The 17,708-nt window shown below is 72.3% G+C and carries 18 protein-coding genes; 13 read left to right on the plus strand and 5 right to left on the minus strand.

Annotated elements, in window-relative coordinates; all coding sequences use genetic code 11:
* A partial coding sequence (locus I4I78_RS34215; protein WP_218610818.1) for a DUF1707 domain-containing protein occupies positions 1–155 on the minus strand: 155 nt, incomplete at its 3' end.
* A 166-nt stretch (positions 156–321) separates the two neighbouring features.
* On the opposite strand from I4I78_RS34215, the gene I4I78_RS09060 reads away from it, so the two are divergent.
* The 3 genes from I4I78_RS09060 (at position 322) to aroQ (ending at position 2,814) form a co-directional block, all read left to right on the plus strand.
* On the plus strand, positions 322–1,557 hold the full coding sequence (locus I4I78_RS09060; protein WP_218610791.1) for a sensor histidine kinase: 1,236 nt from the start codon (positions 322–324) through the stop codon (positions 1,555–1,557).
* A complete protein-coding gene (locus tag I4I78_RS09065; RefSeq protein WP_218610792.1) occupies positions 1,554–2,219 on the plus strand; it encodes a response regulator transcription factor in 666 nt (221 codons plus the stop codon). The genes I4I78_RS09060 and I4I78_RS09065 overlap by 4 nt, the downstream gene beginning before the upstream one ends.
* Positions 2,220–2,349: 130 nt before the next feature.
* Entirely contained in the window at positions 2,350–2,814 is a 465-nt protein-coding gene (gene aroQ / locus I4I78_RS09070) for a type II 3-dehydroquinate dehydratase (RefSeq protein ID WP_218610793.1), read from the plus strand.
* Here aroQ and I4I78_RS09075 read toward each other — a convergent pair.
* From I4I78_RS09075 to I4I78_RS09085, 3 genes are all read right to left on the minus strand, one after another.
* Complete coding sequence (locus I4I78_RS09075; RefSeq protein WP_218610794.1) at positions 2,750–3,244, minus strand: PIN domain-containing protein; 495 nt, start codon at positions 3,242–3,244, stop codon at positions 2,750–2,752. The genes aroQ and I4I78_RS09075 overlap by 65 nt on opposite strands.
* 151 nt (positions 3,245–3,395) lie before the next feature.
* Complete coding sequence (locus I4I78_RS09080) at positions 3,396–5,114, minus strand: class I adenylate-forming enzyme family protein (RefSeq protein WP_218610795.1); 1,719 nt, start codon at positions 5,112–5,114, stop codon at positions 3,396–3,398.
* 3 nt (positions 5,115–5,117) lie between these two features.
* On the minus strand, positions 5,118–6,053 hold the full coding sequence (locus tag I4I78_RS09085; protein ID WP_218610796.1) for an enoyl-CoA hydratase-related protein: 936 nt from the start codon (positions 6,051–6,053) through the stop codon (positions 5,118–5,120).
* A gap of 82 nt (positions 6,054–6,135) precedes the next feature.
* On the opposite strand from I4I78_RS09085, the gene I4I78_RS09090 reads away from it, so the two are divergent.
* Positions 6,136–7,758, plus strand: coding sequence for an NAD(P)/FAD-dependent oxidoreductase (locus I4I78_RS09090; RefSeq protein ID WP_218610797.1), 1,623 nt, complete (start codon positions 6,136–6,138; stop codon positions 7,756–7,758).
* 145 nt (positions 7,759–7,903) lie between these two features.
* On the opposite strand, the gene I4I78_RS09095 is transcribed toward I4I78_RS09090, so the two are convergent.
* Positions 7,904–9,097: an LLM class flavin-dependent oxidoreductase gene (locus I4I78_RS09095; protein WP_218610798.1), complete on the minus strand. Its 1,194-nt coding sequence runs from the start codon at positions 9,095–9,097 to the stop codon at positions 7,904–7,906.
* Positions 9,098–9,240: 143 nt separating this feature from the next.
* Here I4I78_RS09095 and I4I78_RS09100 point away from each other — a divergent pair, with 143 nt between their 5' ends.
* The 9 genes from I4I78_RS09100 to I4I78_RS09140 all read left to right on the plus strand — a co-directional run bounded on the left by I4I78_RS09100 (position 9,241) and on the right by I4I78_RS09140 (position 17,707).
* A complete protein-coding gene (locus tag I4I78_RS09100; RefSeq protein ID WP_218610799.1) occupies positions 9,241–10,038 on the plus strand; it encodes a nuclear transport factor 2 family protein in 798 nt (265 codons plus the stop codon).
* The gene (locus tag I4I78_RS09105) at positions 10,035–10,892 is read left to right on the plus strand and encodes a 3-hydroxyacyl-CoA dehydrogenase family protein (RefSeq protein WP_218610800.1); all 858 of its coding nucleotides are present in this window, start codon (positions 10,035–10,037) and stop codon (positions 10,890–10,892) included. The genes I4I78_RS09100 and I4I78_RS09105 overlap by 4 nt, the downstream gene beginning before the upstream one ends.
* A complete protein-coding gene (locus I4I78_RS09110) occupies positions 10,892–12,076 on the plus strand; it encodes an acyl-CoA dehydrogenase family protein (RefSeq protein ID WP_218610801.1) in 1,185 nt (394 codons plus the stop codon). The genes I4I78_RS09105 and I4I78_RS09110 overlap by 1 nt, the downstream gene beginning before the upstream one ends.
* 11 nt (positions 12,077–12,087) lie before the next feature.
* Positions 12,088–13,605: a long-chain-fatty-acid--CoA ligase gene (locus tag I4I78_RS09115; RefSeq protein WP_308251986.1), complete on the plus strand. Its 1,518-nt coding sequence runs from the start codon at positions 12,088–12,090 to the stop codon at positions 13,603–13,605.
* Positions 13,606–13,630: 25 nt separating this feature from the next.
* On the plus strand, positions 13,631–14,275 hold the full coding sequence (locus tag I4I78_RS09120; RefSeq protein WP_218610802.1) for a TetR/AcrR family transcriptional regulator: 645 nt from the start codon (positions 13,631–13,633) through the stop codon (positions 14,273–14,275).
* A gap of 135 nt (positions 14,276–14,410) precedes the next feature.
* Positions 14,411–14,608 carry a ferredoxin gene (locus I4I78_RS09125; RefSeq protein ID WP_218610803.1) on the plus strand — a complete coding sequence of 66 codons (198 nt, stop codon included), beginning with the start codon at positions 14,411–14,413 and terminating at the stop codon, positions 14,606–14,608.
* Positions 14,609–14,665: 57 nt separating this feature from the next.
* Positions 14,666–16,036: an MFS transporter gene (locus I4I78_RS09130; RefSeq protein WP_218610804.1), complete on the plus strand. Its 1,371-nt coding sequence runs from the start codon at positions 14,666–14,668 to the stop codon at positions 16,034–16,036.
* A 20-nt stretch (positions 16,037–16,056) separates the two neighbouring features.
* Entirely contained in the window at positions 16,057–16,590 is a 534-nt protein-coding gene (locus I4I78_RS09135) for a Rieske (2Fe-2S) protein (protein ID WP_218610805.1), read from the plus strand.
* Between the two features lie 28 nt (positions 16,591–16,618).
* The gene (locus I4I78_RS09140; protein WP_218610806.1) at positions 16,619–17,707 is read left to right on the plus strand and encodes an amidohydrolase family protein; all 1,089 of its coding nucleotides are present in this window, start codon (positions 16,619–16,621) and stop codon (positions 17,705–17,707) included.
* The last annotated feature ends 1 nt before the right edge of the window (position 17,708 follow it).

A 17,708-nucleotide genomic window follows, 5' to 3' on the forward strand; every position in this document is an offset into this window, starting at 1 on the left:
GACAGGGTGAGCCGCCCGTCGGACGCGGCGGCGCGCAGCCGGTCGGCGACGCGTTCGCGTTCGGCGTCGGAGGCCAGCAGCTCCGCGCCGCCCGGGGCGACGGTGCGCGGGGCCGAGGGGATGGTCGGGTCGGCTGTGATGTCGGTGTTCGTCATGGAAGCGAGACTCCGCTGCGCACGGCCTGCGCGCGTCCGTCCCCGGGTGTCGGCTGCCCTGCCACCCCCGGTGCACCCGTCGCGCCGGCGGTACTCCCGCGGGGGTACCCGGACCGCCTCCGCCGGGAGGACGCCGCGGCCGCCCGGCTGCCCTACCGTGTGTCAGATGTCCGCCGAGCCCCGTCCGAGCTGGTGGGGCGGGGTGGTCCCGACGATCGTCCTGCCCGCCGCCGTCGCGGCCGTGAGCCTCGGCGGGTCGCGGTTCGCCGCGTACGCCGAGCCCACGTCCCGGCCGTTCGGCGCGCTCGCGGTGGTGCTGCTGCTGATCGGGCCGGCCGCACTCGTCCTCCGACGCGTCCGGCCGCCGCTGGCGGTGGCCGTCTGCGTCCTCGTGCTCGGGCTCTACGTCGTCGCGGACTACCCGTTCGGGCCGGTCCCGCTCGCGACCCTGGTGGCGGTGTTCACCGCGGTCGCCGCCGGATGGCACCGCCGGGTACTGGCGGTCGTGGTGACCGCGATGCTGCTGCTCGGCGCGACGCTGCTGCTGCTCGGGCGGCCGATCCCCTGGTCCGGGTTGGTGCTGTGGCTGGCGTGGCTGACCGCGTTCGCCGCGGCCGGGGCGCTGTGGCGGGCCCGGCGGGAGCGGATCGCGCAGGCCCGGGCCGTGCAGGCCGAGGAGCAGCGCCGCCGCGCCGGGGAGGAGCGGCTGCGGATCGCCCAGGAGCTGCACGACGTGCTCGGGCACCACGTCTCGCTGATCAACGTGCAGGCCGGCGTCGCGCTGTTCCTGATGGACGACGACCCGGAGCAGGCCCGCACCGCGCTGACCGAGATCAAGCGGTCCAGCCGCGAGCTGCTGCGCGAGATGCGCTCCACCCTGGGTGTGCTGCGCGGGGTCGACGAGCAGGCCCCGCACCACCCCACGCCCGGCCTGGACCGGCTCGAGGCCCTGCTCGACGACGTCCGCGGCGCCGGTCTGCCGGTCGTCCTGCGCACCGAGGGCCCGCCGCGGGTGCTGCCGACCGGCACCGACCTGGCCGCGTACCGGATCGTGCAGGAGTCGCTGACCAACGCGCTGCGGCACGCCGGGCCGGCGAGCGCGACGGTGCTGCTCCGGCACTCCGGCGACGCGCTGGAGATCCGGGTCGACGACGACGGCGCCGGCGCGCCCGGCGAGGTGCACGACGGGAACGGGCTGGTCGGGATGCGCGAGCGCGCGCACGCGCTGGGCGGGACGCTGGAGACCGGTTCCGGGCCGGACGGCGGGTTCCGGGTGCACGCCCGGCTGCCGCTCGTCCCGGCCGGGCCGGAACCCGGCCCCGCGTCCGTCGGCCCCGCGTCCACCGACCCCGCGTCCACCGACCCCGCACCCGGCGACGGCCCCGATACGGTGCGCCGATGATCCGGGTCCTGCTCGCCGACGACCAGGCGCTGGTCCGTTCGGGTTTCCGCGCGCTGCTCGGGTCGCAGGCCGACCTGGAGGTCGTCGCCGAGGCCGCCGACGGGGCCGAGGCCGTCGCGCGGGTGCGCGAGCTGCGCCCGGACGTCGTCCTGATGGACATCCGGATGCCCGGCCACGACGGGCTCGCCGCCACCCGCGACATCACCGCCGACCCGGCACTGGCCGACGTCCGGGTGATCGTGCTGACCACGTTCACCGAGGACTCCTACGTCTTCGACGCGATCCGGTTCGGCGCCAGCGGGTTCCTGGTCAAGGACAGCGAACCGGCCGACCTGATCAAGGCCATCCGGGTGGTGCACGGCGGCGAGGCGCTGCTCGCCCCGGCCGTCACCCGCACCCTGATCGCGGAGTTCGCGGCCCGCTCCCGCCCGGGTGCCGCCGACGCGACGGCGCTCGACGCGCTGACCGACCGCGAGCGGGAGGTCGTCGTCCAGGTCGCGGCGGGCCTGTCCAACGACGAGATCGCCGCCCGCCTGTTCATGAGCCCGACCACCGCCAAGACGCACGTCAGCCGCGCGATGACCAAGCTCGGTGCGCGGGACCGTGCGCAGCTGGTGGTGCTGGCCTACGAGAGCGGCCTGGTCCGCCCCGGCTGGGCCTGAGCCCCGCACGAGGGTGGGGCCGGTCGGCGCGGTCCGGGTGGGGAAGGATCGCAGCCGACCGCCGCCCGACGCCGGCGATCCGATCCCAGCGATCCGACCCCGGCGACCCGATCCCAGCCAGGAGCCCGCGATGTCGACCGTGTTCGTGTTCAACGGCCCGAACCTGAACCTGCTCGGCACCCGTCGGCCGGACGTGTACGGCACCACGGTCCTGGCCGACGTCGAGGCGCTCTGCCGGGAGGAGGCCACCCGTCAGGGCCTGGACCTGGACTTCCGCCAGACCAACCACGAGGGAGTGCTCGTCGACTGGATCCACGAGGCAGGCGCCGCGGTGAAGCGGGGGACGGCGCTGGGCGCGGTCCTCAACGCGGCCGCCTACACCCACACCTCGGTCGCGCTGCACGACGCCGTCGAGGGCGCCGAGCTCCCGACGATCGAGGTGCACATCTCGAACGTGCACGGGCGCGAGGAGTTCCGGCACCACTCGTTCGTCTCGCCGGTCGCGGCCGGGATCGTCGTCGGGTTCGGTGTCACCGGCTACGCGTTGGCCATCGACGGCCTGGTCCGCCTCCGCCGCCCCACCCGCTCCGTCTGACGGGCAGGAACGGGTCACTAAACTGCTCGTCGAGCATCTCGGGGTACACCACGTCGATCTCGGCGATGGCGGCCGAGAAGCCCCGCCGGTTGTTCGTGACGAACCGATCGGCTCCGGCCACGACGGCCGTCGCCAGGTGTGTGGCGTCGGCAGCACGCAGGCCGTAGGCGACCGCCACGGTCGTCGCGACCTCGGCGGTCACGGCGTCCACCGGTCGTAGGTTCAGCCGGCTCAGCAGGCCGACCAGGGCGGTGAGCTCGCCCGCCGCCCCGGTGCGCATCGGCTTCGCCAGTACCTCCGGCAACAGGAGGACCGAGCCGACACCGGCCGTTCGGCCGGGCGTCGCGGGGAACAGTGCCCGGATCAGGGGCCCGAACCGATGGTCCGCCGACGCGGCGTAGATCAGGACGTCGGCGTCGAACGCGTCCATCAGGAACGGTCGCGGTCGGCCCGCACCTCGCCTACCAGCTCGTCGGCCCGGGCCGCGGGCACGGTCGGAGCGTCGAGCGGCTGGGCCCGGGCCAGGACAGCCATGTACAGAAGCGCACAACGTCGGCTCGACGGGAGGGACGAGCGGACCCTCAGCCGAGAAGCCGCTGAGCGGCCAGCTCGGCGAGGAGGAACTTGCGGGGACGCCCGGACGGGGTCGTCGGGATGTCGGCGACCTCGATCGTCAGCACGTGGCGGGGCACCTTGAACCGGGCCAGGCGCTTGCGGCACCACGAGACCAGCTCGTCGGCGTCCGGCGTCGTGCCCGGCCGGGCCACGATCCAGGCCACCCCGACCTCGCCCATCCGCTCGTCGCGCAGCGGGACGACGTGGGCCTGGCCGACCGACGGGTGCCCGGTGAGGACGTCCTCGATCTCCTTGGGCATGACCTGCTCGCCGCCGCAGCGGTAGCTCTCCTTCACCCGCCCGACCAGCGTCAGGTAGTCGTCGGCGTCGAGCCGGCCCAGGTCGCCGGTGCGCAGCCACGCCCCACGCCCGTCGGAACTGCCGTCGGCGAACGCGGCGTCGGTCTCCTCGGGCTTGCGGTAGTACCCGGAGGTGACGCCCGGCCCGCGCGCCAGCAGCTCCCCGACCCCGCCGACCGCGACGTCCGCGCGGGTCTGCGCGTCCACCACCTTGTACTCGACGAGCCGCCCGCCCAGTGCGGGATCGCCGGCCACGCCGACGTCGCGCAGACGGCCGTTGGTGCTCAGGCGCCGCTCCGGCGGGTCGTCCGGGCGGGTCACCGTGGACGAGGCCGTCACCTCGCTCATCCCGTAGCCGGTGGTCAGCTCGACGCCGGGGAGGTGCTCCTCGATCCGGTCCCAGATCCCGGTCGGCGCCACGCCGCCGGAGGAGATCATCGAGGTCAGCGACGACAGATCCGTGGCCACGCCGGTGTCGAGGTGATCCAGCACGGCGGCCGTCATGGTGGGGATGAACAGCACGTCGTCACAGCGGTGCCGGGAGATCGCGTCCAGCGTCGCGGCCGGGGAGAACGCGAGCTGCGGGACGATCGCGCCGCCGGCGAACAGCACCGCGAGCAGGCCCTCGACGTAGCCGTACACGTGGTACATCGGCAGCGAGAACGTGATCCGCCGCCCGTCCTGGAACGCTCGCCCGTACGCGCTGCCGTACGCGGTGCGCAGCAGCATGTCGTGGGTGAGCAGCACGCCCTTGGGGGTGCCGGTGGTGCCCGAGGTGTAGAGGATGTCGGCCGTGTCGTGCGGCCCGGTCGCGGTCACCGGTTCGAAGCCCTCGGCGGTCGCGGCCAGCTGGTCGAACGTCCTCGCGCCCTCGCGGGGCGGGGCCGAGCCGGTGGGCAGCAGCACGACCGTCCGCAGCGTCGGGAAGCGCGACCCGCCCCCGGCCGACTCCCAGCCGGGCATCAACGCGTCCAGCGCGGCCAGGTAGTCCAGGTCCCGGAACCGGTCCATGGTCACCAGGGCCACCGCGTCGGACTGGTCGAGCACGTAGCCGAGCTCGTCGCGGCGGTTCAGGAAGTTCACCGGGATGCAGACCGCCCCGGCCCGGGCGATGCCGAACTTGAGCGCGACGAACTCCGGCAGGTTCGCCGACACCATCGCGACGTGCTCACCCGGCCGGACCCCGGCCGCGACGAGCCCGTTCGCGACCCGGACCGACCAGTCCGCGATCTCGGCGTAGGAGAAGGTCCGCCCGTCGGTGACGACCAGGTCGCGGTCGCCGAACTCGGCGGCCGCGGCGTCGAGCACCTGGTCCAGCCGGCGCGGCTCCCAGGTGGGGAACCGCTTCTCGAGCGCCGCCTGGCGCTGCGCCACCGGGGCGAGCACGCGTCAGTCCTTCTGCTGCTTCGAGGCCTGGTAGGCCTCCCAGTAGGTGCGGTGGTGCGAGAACGGCTCGTCGCGGTCCTCGACGGCCGCGCGCACGCCCTTGGCGCGCTGCACCCGCTGGAAGTCCTGCATGGCCGGGCCGGCGATGGCCATCGCGTCGGCGTCGTTGGCCGCGGCGATCGCGGCGGTGATGCCCATCGCGTCCCACCAGCGGTTGGTGGACTCCTTGTGCGCGTAGAGCATCTCCAGCGGGACGTGCGAGATCCGCTCGGCGTAGGCCATGGCGACGGCCTCGACCTCGTCGGCCGGGACGGCGCGGTTGGCCAGCCCCAGCTCCGCGGCCTCGACGCCGGTCATCGAGTCGCCGGAGAACAGCCACTCCTTGGTCTTGCGCATGCCCAGGTGCACCGGCCACATGCCGAACATGTGGATCTCGCCCATGGTGCGCGCCTCGGGCTGGCCGAACGTGGCGTCCTCGGCGGTGAACACGATGTCCAGCACGCCGGCCAGGTCCAGGCCGCCGGCCACGCACGCGCCGCGGACCACGCCGACCGTCGCCTGGCGGATCCGCCACAGACGCATCCAGCGCTCGCGGGACTCGTGGAACTCGCGCCGGGAGAAGATCGGGGAACGCCGGTGCGGGCGGGCGTCCTCGGGCCGCGACGGCGTCTCGGCCGAGTCCCACAGATAGGCCCACTCGGTGAGGTCGTAGCCGGTGCAGAAGTTCTTGCCGTTGCTCTTGACGACCAGGACGCGGGTGTCGTCGTCGGAGTCCAGGTCGTCGAGCACCAGGTCGAGCTCGTCGCGCAGCTGCCGGCACAGCGCGTTGCCGCGCTCGGGCCGGTTGAGCGTCAGGACCGCGATCCGGTCCTTCTTCTCGTAGATCAGCATCTCGAGGCTGTCGAGGTCCACGTCGTCCTCCGGTGCTCCGTACGTCACGTCGCCTGTCAACCTAGTCCCGCGCGCCCGGCTGTCAACACATGCGTTGACCGGGACCCGGCGCCGGGGTTAACGTCGTCGGGTGACCAGGGACGTGGACGTCGTCGTGATCGGGGCCGGCTTCGCCGGGCTGCGCGCGCTGCACACGCTGCGCGAGCAGGGCAGGACCGTGGCCGTGCTGGAGGCCGGCGGCGGCGTCGGCGGGGTCTGGTACTGGAACCGCTACCCCGGCGCGCGCTGCGACGTGGAGAGCTACGACTACTCCTACGCCTTCAGCCCCGAGCTCGAGCAGGAGTGGCGCTGGACCGAGCGCTACGCCTCCCAGCCGGAGATCCTGAGCTACGCCGAGCACGTCGCCGACCGCTTCGACCTGCTCCGCGACGTCCATCTGCACCGCCGCATGACCGGCGCCACCTGGGACGACGCGGCCGGGCGCTGGTCGGTGGAGGTGTCCCCGGAAGGCGGAGGCTCCGAGACCTGGACCGGTGCGCACCTGATCATGGCCGTCGGCAACCTGTCCACGACGAAGGCGCCGCGGTGGCCCGGGCAGGAGAGCTTCACCGGCACGGTCCTGCACTCGGCCCGGTGGCCGCACGACGGCGTCGACCTGTCCGGGCAGCGCGTCGGGATCATCGGCACCGGCTCGTCGGGCATGCAGATGGTGCCGGTCGTGGCGCAGGAGGCCGCGCACCTGTCGGTGTTCCAGCGGACCCCGAACTTCAGCATCGCCGCCGCCAACGAGCCGCTGACCGACGAGCGCGACGCCGAGGTCAAGGCCCACTACCGCGAGCGCCGCGAGGCGGCGCTGAACTCGCCGTCCGGCCTGGGCTTCAAGCCGAGCAAGCAGTCCGCCCTCGAGGCCACCCCGGACGAGCGCCGGGAGACCTACGAGCAGGCGTGGACGCGGCTCGGCTTCGGGTTCGTGCTCGCCTACTACGACCTGATCCTGGACGAGAGGGCGAACGAGACCGCGTCCGACTTCATCCGCGGCAAGATCGCCGAGAAGGTCGAGGACCCGGAGACGCGGGAGAAGCTGACGCCGCGCGGGTTCCCGTTCGGCGCGAAGCGGCCGTCGGTGGACAGCGGCTACTTCGAGGCGTTCAACCGCGACGACGTGACGCTCGTCGACGTCCGGGAGGACCCGATCGAGGCGCTGACCCCGAACGGGGTCCGGCTGGCGAGCGGCATCCAGCACGAGCTGGACACCCTGGTGTTCGCGACCGGCTTCGACGCCATGACCGGCTCCCTGCTGCGCCCGGAGATCACCGGCCGCGACGGGCTCACCCTGCGCGAGGCCTGGAGCGCAGGCCCGCAGACCTACCTGGGTCCGTTCGTGCACGGCTTCCCGAACCTCTACATCATCGCCGGGCCGGGCAGCCCGTCGCTGCTGTCCAACGTCCTGCTCTCGATCGAGCAGCACGTCGACTGGCTGGCCGGCCTGCTGGCGCACGCCGAGAAGCAGGGCGCGGACCGGATCGAGGCCACCGCCGACGCGCAGGCCAGGTGGGTCGACCACGTCAACGAGCGCGCGCAGGCCACGCTCTACCCGCGGGCGACGAGCTACTACAACGGCGACGAGGTCGAGGGCAAGCCGCGGGTGTTCATGCCCTACGTCGGCGGCGTCCGCGGCTACCGCCGGATCCTGGAGAAGGTCCGCGAGGACGACTACGAGGGCCTGACCCTCGACGGGACCCCCACCCCCTGAACACCGGTCCGGCCCACCGACGTGCCGGACCGGCCCACCACCGTCACCGTCCGGTACGACGCTACCCGTCGACCCCGCGCGTGACGCCGAACGGCGCGCGCCCGTCGGAAGGGCGCGCGCCGTGGCGAGGTCGCGGGGTGGCGGGTCAGCTCATGGAGCCCTGCTCGCCCTTGGCCTTCTGCTCCTCGGCGTGCTGGGCGGTGAAGGCGTTGATCGCGTCCCACTGACGGGCCGCGAGGGGCTCGCGGACGCTGCGGGTCCACGCCTCGTTGGCCAGCAGCCGGCGGTCGGTGCGCTTGAACTTCGGGATCACGTGGTTGGCGAACAGGTGGTAGTGGTGCTGGGTCTCCTCCCACGGCGCCCAGTTGTGGGCGAACATGAGGTAGGCGCCGAAGCCGCCGTTGGACTGCTCCTCGAGGCGCTCGATCTGCTGGACGGCGTCGTCGACGGTGCCGATGATGCCCATCCCGGACTCGATCACGAAGTCGATCCGTTCCTTCGTGGTCTCGCCCAGCACGCCGAGCTGCGGGGCGGCCGCGGTGTGCTGCAGGTAGTCGAACCAGGCGTCGATGCCGTGAGAGACGTCCTTGATCGCCTGGTCCTTGGTGTCGGCGATGTGCATCGGGCCGACCAGGCGCCAGCCCGACCGGTCGACGTTCTGGCCGAACTCCCTGGCCCGCTCCTCGACGACGTTCCAGTGCATGCCCAGGGCGTCGAAGCCGTCCTGGCTCATGGTGGCGCCGATCGAGATCATGCCCATGCCGTGCTTGCCGACCAGCCGGGGTCCGGACGGCGACACGATCGCCGCGGTGGCGATCTCGGGGTGCGGCCAGGAGTAGGCGTCCATCTGCAGGCGCGCCTCGTCGAGCTTGTAGCGCCCGGTGTCGATGGTGATCGGCTCGTCGCTGCGCAGCAGGTGCATCAGCACGTCGACGTCGGTCTCGAGCGCCTTGCGGGCGTCGGCGGGGTCCAGCCCGAGGCTCAGGGCGTCGGTGGCCAGCGCCCCCGGTCCGACGCCGAGCATCACGCGGCCGCGGGTCAGGTGGTCGAGCAGGATCAGGCGGTCCGCCACCATGTAGGGGTTGTGGTAGGGCAGCGACAGCACGCCGGAGCCGAGCTTGATGTTGCGCGTGACCTGGGCGACGTGGGCGATGAACAGCAGCGGGTCGCCGACCAGCTCGACGCCGCAGGAGTGGTGCTCACCGATCCAGGCCTCGTCGAAGCCCATCTTGTCGAGCATCTGGATGAGCTGGACGTCGCGTTCCAGCGACCAGGTCGGGTTCTGGCCGACCGGGACGTGGTGCGGGGGCAGGAAGATGCCGAAGCGCATCCGGGACATGAGGGGCTCCTTCGCCGGCCATGGGGATTGTGATGGTCCGCACAGGCGAGCAGGATGTCAACACTGGAGTTGACGATTCCGTTGACGGTCCGGCCGCGGCGGGGTTAGCGTCAACACAACCGTTGAAAGGGGTGCGCAGAATCGTGGCACCGCAGATCCACCCGCTGGTCGGGCTGATCCGCCGGTTCTCCGTGGACTGGCTGGGACGCGCCGATCCGGCGGTCTGCGCCGAGATCATGGATCCGGGGTACGAGATCCTGATCGGCGGGCACACGCTCGCCGGCCGCGACGACGAGTACGTCCCCGGCACCATGGCCCAGCTCGACCGCTTCCCCGGCCTGCTGCTGACCGCACACGCCGTGGTCACCGACGGCGAGCGGGTCGCCGTCCGGTTCTCCGAGCACGGCCCGTCGGCCGCCGACGACATGGCGCCCGCCGCCTGGACCGGGATCGGCATCTTCGCCTGGGACGGCGAGAAGCTGACCCGCAACGCGACCGAGGAGGACTACCACTCCCGTCGCCGCCAGCTCGCCGACCGCGCACCGGACCCGGTGGACCACCCGGCCGTCGCGCCCTGGGCCGCGATCCCGCAACCCGCCGACCCGGACGCGGAGGCGGTCGTCCGCGCGTGGCTCGGCTCCGGCGACCTGGGCCACGGCGGCACCGTGATGCTCGACGACGGCTGGTGCGGCCACGGCACGCACGCGCTGCTGGACGACCCGCACACCGAGATCCGCGAGCTGTTCTCGGCCGGTCGCGACGTCGCGTTCGCCCTCGACCAGGCCGGGCGCTACCGGGGTGGCCTGCCGGACACCGAGGGGCTCGAGGGCGGCACCGTCTCGCACAGCGCGATCGGTCTCGTGCACGTCGGCGACGACGCGACGGTCACCGGGCACGTCGTACGCGACCGGGTCGGCCTGCGCCGGGCGGTGCGGGCATGAGCGACCGGATGCTGCGGGCCGGGGTCGTCGGCGCCGGGACCATGGGGTTCGGCATCGCCTACGTGCTCGCCTCGTCCGGACACGCGACGACCGTCGTCGAGTCCGACGCGGAGCGCCGGGTCGGGTTGCTGGCCCGGCTGGAGAGCCGGGCCCAGGCCGGGGTGGACCGCGGCCGGCTCGACCCGGACGCCGCGGACGCGCTGTCCGGACTCGTCTCGGTCGTCGGCACCGTCGACGAGCTCCGCGTCGGGCTGGACGTGGTGATCGAGACGGTCCCGGAGCGCCTGGACCTCAAGCGGGCGGTGCTGACCGCCGCCGCACGGCGCGCGCCCGCGCTGCTGGCGTCGAACACCAGTTCGTACTCGATCGACGACCTGGCCGCCGGGCTGCCGGACCCGCAGCGCTTCTGCGGCATGCACTTCTTCAACCCGGTCTGGTCGATCGCGCTGGTCGAGGTCGTGCGCGGGGCGGCCACCGGCGACGAGGCGATCGCCGCCGCGCGGTCGGTCGCCACCGCGATCGGCAAGGAGTCGATCGTCGTGGCGAACGTGCCGGGGTTCGCGACCAGCCGGCTGGACTGCATCTCCGCGTTCGAGGCGATGCGGATGCTGGAGGAGGGCGTCGCCGCCGCCGAGGACATCGACCGGGCCGCGGTCGTCGCCTACGGGCACCCGATCGGGCCGCTGCGGCTGTCCGACGTGGTCGGGCTGGACGTGCGTCTCGACATCGCCCGGCACCTGCAGAGCGTGTACGGCGAGCGCTACTCCCCACCCGCGATACTGGAGCAGAAGGTTGCCGCGGGGGAGCTCGGACGCAAGTCCGGACGAGGATTCTTCGACTGGAAGGACCGATGATGGGACAGGTCCGCGAGACCATGCTCGTCGAGAACGACGAGCGACGGGCGCTGCGCGAGGCCGTCGGCAAGCTGGTCGGCAGCTACGGCCGCTCCTACTTCCAGGACGTGACCCGGCGCGGCGTCCCGCCCGAGGAGCTCTGGCGCGAGATGGGCGCGGCCGGGTTCCTGGGGGTGCACCTGCCCGAGGCCTACGGGGGCGGCGGGGGCGGCCTGGTCGACCTCGCGCTGGTCATCGAGGAGACGGCCTCGCAGGGCTGTCCGATGTTCATGCTGGTGATCTCCCCGGCGATCGCGGGCTCGCTGCTCGCCGCGCACGCCACCGAGGACATGAAGCAGGAGTGGCTGCCCGGGATCTGCGAGGGCACGAAGAAGGTCGCGTTCGCGATCACCGAGCCGGACGCGGGCACGAACACCCACAACATCACCACCACCGCGCACCCCGACATCTCCGGGGACGGCGGCGGCTGGAAGCTCCGCGGCCAGAAGTACTGGACGTCGGGCATCGACGAGGCCGACGCGGTGCTCGTCGTCGCCCGCGGACCGGAGGCCGACGAGCGGGGACGGCACAAGCTGTCGCTGTTCCTGGTCCCGACCGACTCGCCAGGGCTGTCCTTCCAGAAGATCGACGCGGCGCTGCAGATCCCGGAGAACCAGTTCACGACGTTCTTCGACGACGTCCCGGTCACCCCCGACATGCTGATCGGTGCCGAGGGCGACGGTCTCAAGCAGGTCTTCGCCGGGCTGAACCCGGAGCGGGTGACGGCCGCGGCGCAGGCCAACGGCATCGCCCGCTACGCCCTCGAGCGCGCCGCCCGCTACGCCTCCGAGCGCAGCGTGTGGGGCGCGCCGATCGGCACCCACCAGGCGATCGCGCACCCGATGGCGAAGGCCTACGTCGAGGTGCAGCTGGCCCGGCTGATGACCTTCCACGCGGCGGAGCTGACCGACTCCGGAGGCGACGCGGCCGAGGCGTCCACGGTGGCCAAGTACGCCGCCGGTGAGGCCGTGGTGAACGCGCTGGACCACGCCATCCAGACCCACGGCGGGAACGGGCTGTCCAACGAGTACGGCCTGTCCGACCTGTGGTTCACCGCGCGGATGTTCCGCACCGCGCCGGTGAGCAAGGAGATGGTGCTCAACCACGTCGCCCAGCACAGCCTGGGCCTGCCCAAGAGCTACTAGGAGGTCCCGCGGTGACCACGCTCGGCGGAATGCTCACTGGTCTGGTTGCGCTCGGGCCGGACCGGCCCGCTCTGACCGGCGGTGACACCACGCGGAGCTTCGGCGAGCTCGACGCGCGGGCGAACCGGGTGGCGCACGCGCTGCGCGGGTCCGGCCTCGTGCCCGGCGACCGGGTCGGGGTGCTCTCGCGCAACCGGCCCGAGTACGTCGAGCTGCTGTTCGGTGCGGCCCGCGCCGGGATGGTGCTGGTCGGGCTGAACTGGCGTCTGGCTCCGCCGGAGATCGCCGCGGTGCTGGACAACGCCCGCCCCGGGGTGGTGCTGGCCGGCACGACGGAGGCCGCGCTCGTCCCGGACGGTGTCGAGGTGATCGACCTGGACGCCGGGTACGAGGCCTGGATCGCCGGCGTACCGGACACCCTTCCCGACGTCGCCGTCACGCCGGACGACGTCGTGCTGCAGCTCTACAGCTCCGGCACCACCGGTGTCCCCAAGGGCGCCCGGCTCACCCACGCCAACCTGGCGTTCACCCCGCGGATGGGCGCCGAGTTCTACGCGATGGGCCCGGACTCGGTGAACCTGGTGCCCTCGCCGCAGTTCCACATCGGCGGCATCGGCTACGGGCTCAGCACGCTGGGCCGGGGCGGGCACACCGTCCTGGTGGCCGAGGTGGACCCGGCCGAGATGCTGCGCCTGATCGAACGCCACCGGGTCACGCACTCGTTCCTGGTGCCCGCCGTGGTGCAGATGCTGCTCGCCGCCCCGGAGATCGAGGGGGCCGACCTGTCCAGCCTCGAGCTCGTCGCCTACGGCGGCGCGCCGATGACCGAGGCCCTGCTGCGCCGGGCGATGGACCGCTTCGGGTGCGGGTTCCTCGGCGTCTACGGCATGACCGAGACCGCGGGCACCGTGGCCGGCCTGGCCCCGGACGACCACGACCCCGGTGGCCCGCGGGCCGGCCTGCTGCGCTCGGTCGGGCGCGCGCTGCCCTGGCACGACGTCGCGGTGTTCGACCCGCTGACCGACCAGCCGAGCCCGCCCGGACAGGTGGGCGAGATCCGGGTCCGGTCCGGTCAGAACATGGCCGGCTACTGGCGCCGTGACGACGAGACCGCGTCCACGCTGAGCGGGGACGGCTGGCTGCGCACCGGCGACGCCGCCTACACCGACGACGAGGGCTACCTGTTCCTGCACGACCGGATCAAGGACATGATCATCTCCGGCGGTGAGAACGTGTACCCGGCCGAGGTGGAGAACGCGCTCGCCGCGCATCCGGGCGTCGCCGACGTCGCGGTGATCGGGGTCCCGTCGCCGCGCTGGGGCGAGACGGTGAAGGCACTCGTGGTGCGCAACCCGGGCACCGACCCCACCCCGGAGGAGCTGATCGCGCACGCGAGGCAGCGGCTGGCCCGCTACAAGTGCCCGACCTCGGTGGACTTCGTCGGGGAGCTGCCGCGCAACGCGTCCGGCAAGGTGCTCAAGAAGGTCCTGCGGGAGCCGTACTGGCCCGACGCCGCCCCCGTCCGGTGATCGGGGATCGGGGACACTGACGGTCATGAGCAGCGGGATCGGCAAGCGGCGGGAGTCCGCGCGGGGCGAGGGCACCGCCGCCTACCAGGAGCGGCGGACCGAGATCGTCGCCGCGGCGGGGCAGCTGTTCAAGGACAACGGCTACGCCGGCACGTCGCTGGCCGACGTCGCCGAGGCGCTCTCGATGGACCGGGCGTCGCTCTACTACTACATCGGCGGCAAGCAGGAGCTCTTCCAGGACGTCGTCGGCGGGGCGGTGGAGCGCAACGCGCTGAGCGCCGAGGAGATCGTGTCCGGTCCCGGGACGGCCCCGGAGAAGCTGCGGCGCCTGGTCGTCGAGCTGATGGTCTCCTACGCCGAGAGCTACCCGTTCCTCTACGTCTACATCCAGGAGCACCTCGGGGCGGTCTCGCCGGACCGTTCGGCCTGGGCACAGCGCATGCGCGGGTACAACAAGCGCTACGAGAACGCCGTCGTCGCCGTCGTGGCGGCGGGGGTGGACGAGGGCACGTTCGCGGTCGGGACGCAGCCGTGGGTCGTCGCCTACGGAATCATCGGGATGGTCGCGTGGAGCAACCGGTGGTACCGCCCGGGCGACACGGCGATCCCGGCGCGGGAGATCGGCGAGGCCTACGCCGACACGCTGCTGACCGGCCTGCAGGTGCGCTGAGCAGGCGCGTCCGGGCGCTGATGACCTTGCTCGGAGACCTGCCCTCTCCGCACAGAACATGTTATGTTCTCGTCGCTCAACCGGTGGCTCCGGACATGGCGGTGCGGGGTCGGTGACGCCTGGAGGTGCGCCCACATGAGGATCACGGTCGATCCCGACCTGTGCGACGGATTCGGACTCTGCGACGGCCACGCGCCCGACCTGTTCGATCTCGACGACGACGGCTACGCCACCGAGAAGGGTGACGGCACCGTCCCCGACGGCCAGGAGGCCGCGGCCCGGCGGGCCATCGCGGGATGCCCCGCGCACGCCATCGTCGAGAGCGCGGGCTAGGCGCCGCGCGCCACCGGACCTGATCGCTTCCCCTCCCACCACTTCCAGGAGTGCAGCGTGGCACTTTCGGCCGACACCCACGACGGGTCGTCCCCGACCGGCGGGAAGCGGCGCAACTCCAAGCGCCGCATCCTGACCTCGACCTACATCGGCACCGTCATCGAGTGGTTCGACTTCTACATCTACGGGACCGCGGCGGCGATCGTCTTCAACGTCCTGTTCTTCCCCGAGGTCGACTCGGCGATCGGCACCCTGGCCGCGTTCGGCACGCTGGCCAGCGGGTTCCTGGCCCGCCCGATCGGCGGGATCATCGCCGGGCACTTCGGTGACCGGATCGGCCGCAAGAAGATGCTCGTCCTGTCGATCATCCTGATGGGCTTCGGGACGGTCATCGTCGGACTACTGCCGACGTACGCCCAGATCGGCATCTGGGCCCCGATCCTGCTGGTCGTCGCCCGCGTCATCCAGGGGCTCGCGGCCGGCGGCGAGTGGGGCGGCGGTGTGCTGATGGCCATCGAGCACTTCGACGACAAGCGGCGCGGCCTGTGGGGCAGCGTCGGGATGATGGGTGTGCCGACCGGCGTCACGCTGTCCACGGCGGTGTTCGCGCTGCTCTCGCTGCTGCCGCAGGAGGACCTGCTGTCCTGGGGCTGGCGGGTCCCGTTCCTGGCCTCGATCGTGCTGGTCGCGGTCGGGCTGTGGGTGCGTCTGGGCGTCGACGAGAGCCCGGTGTTCGAACGGGAGCAGCGCAGGCGGAACGAGCATCAGCACAGCGCGCGCGAGGAGCAGAAGGCGCAGCCGAGGCAGAAGGCGCCGATCGTCGAGATCATGACCAAGGACTGGCGCAACGTCCTGGTCGGCGTGCTGCTGGTGATCGGACCGTTCGCGGCCAGCGCCGTGTTCATCACGTTCGGCGCGTCCTACGGCACGCAGGTCGGGTTCAGCCGGGCCGAGGTGCTGACGGCGCAGAGCATCGCCAACGTCGTCGAGCTGATCGCGATGCCGCTGTTCGGCCTGCTCTCCGACCACATCGGACGACGCAGGATCTACTACTGGGGCGGTGCCCTTCTCGGGATCAGCGCGTTCACGCTGTTCGCCGCGTTCGGCAGCGGGTCGTGGCTGGTGCTGCTGGTCGCGTTCCTGTTCACCTACGTCGCGCACGGGATGATGTACGGCCCGATGGGCGCGTTCCTGGCCGAGCTGTTCACCACCGGCACCCGCTACACCGGTGCGTCGCTGGGCTACCAGGTCGCCGGTGCGATCGGCGGCGGCTTCGGCCCGCTGATCGCGACGTCGCTGCTGGTCGCCGCCGGTGGCGCCCCGAACTACCTCTACGTCGCGGTGTTCATGCTCATCGTCTGCCTGCTCAGCGCGGGTGCGGCCTGGTTCGCGCCGGAGATGAACAAGCGCGCCCTGCGCGAAGCCTGACCATTCCTGGAAGGACGGACATGACCGCACCCACCGAACGTCCGCGCGGGGGCAAGCACGTCGTCGCCCGCACCGACGAGATCCCGCCCGGGTCGCGCCGGATCGTGGAGCTGGACGGGCGGCAGATCGGCATCTTCAACATCGACGGCGAGTACGTCGCGTTCCTGCACCGCTGCCCGCACATGTCCGGGCCGCTGTGCGAGGGCCAGGTGATCGGGCTCGTCGAGTCCTCCGGGCCCGGTGACGTGCGGCTCGACGAGAGCCGCAAGTTCCTGACCTGCCCGCTGCACGGCTGGGAGTTCGACGTGCACACCGGGCAGTCCTACTTCGACCCGAAGCGGGTGAAGGCCAAGCGGTTCCCGGTCGAGGTCCGCAGCGGCGCCGACGTCGCCGCCGAGTCGGCCCCCGGCGCACCCGGCACTCCGGAGGCGGAGACGGGTGCGGCTCCGGAGTCCGACGGCCGCGTGCCCGGCCCCTACATCGCGGAGACGTTCGAGGTCGCCGTGGAGCAGGACTACGTCGTGGTCAGCACCGGCCGTGCGCGCCGGAAGTGACCTGTCGAACGGGAGAGGAACCGAGCCGATGACCACCGCACTGCTGGAGAACACGACCCGGACCGAGCTGTGGTCCGGGTCGGTGATCGACGCCGACGTGCACGCGAACGTCCCGTCGATGGAGACGCTGTACAAGTACCAGGACCGCGTCTGGGTGCAGTGGGCGCAGGAACGCGGCTGGGCCGGACCCTCCGGGCTGAAGGTCGCCTACCCGCCGAACGCCCCCACCACCTCCCGTGACGAGTGGCGCCTCGCCGACGCCCCGCCTGCGTCGGACCTGGGCGCGCTGCAGCGCCACATCCTCGACCCGTGGCAGGTCGAGAAGGCCGTCCTGAACTGCTACTACGCGATCGACTCGCTGCGCCACCCGGACTGGGCCGCCGCGCTCGCCCGCGCCGTCAACGACTGGCTGGTCGCCGAGTGGCTCGACCGCGACCCGCGCCTGGTCGGCTCCCTGGTCGTCCCGGCGCGTGACCCGCAGGCCGCCGCCGACGAGATCGACCGGGTCGGCGGGCACCCCGGGTTCAGGCAGGTGATGCTCCCGGTCCGCTCCGAGCAGCTCTACGGCCAGCGTGCCTGGTGGCCGCTCTACGAGGCGGTCGTGCGCAACGACCTGGTGCTCGGCATGCACTGGGGCGGCACCCCGGACGGTGCGCCGTCGACCAGCGGGTTCCCGTCCTGGTACGTCGAGGAGTACGCGGCCGAGACCCAGGTCTACGCCGCCCAGGTGATCTCGATGATCGCCGAGGGCGTGCTGCGGAAGTTCCCGGAGCTGCGCGTGTCGATGCTCGACTGCGGCTTCACCTGGATCCCCACCTGGGGATGGCGGATGAACAAGGAGTGGAAGGGCCTGCGCCGGGAGATCCCGTGGGTGGACCGCCCGCCGATGGACCTGCTGCGCGAGCACTTCCGGTTCTCGATCGCCCCGATCGACGCCGGCCCGCCCGCGCAGATGGCGAAGATCGTCGAATGGCTGGGCACCGACGACCTGCTGATGTTCGGCACCGACTACCCGCACCGCCACGACGACGACATCGCCGAGTTCCTGCAGGTCCTCCCCGAGGGCATGCGGGCCAACGTGATGTCCGAGACGGCGCGGCGCTGGTACCGGCTCTGAC

The sequence above is a fragment of the Pseudonocardia sp. KRD291 genome, from assembly GCF_019263595.1.
Classification (GTDB): domain Bacteria; phylum Actinomycetota; class Actinomycetes; order Mycobacteriales; family Pseudonocardiaceae; genus Pseudonocardia.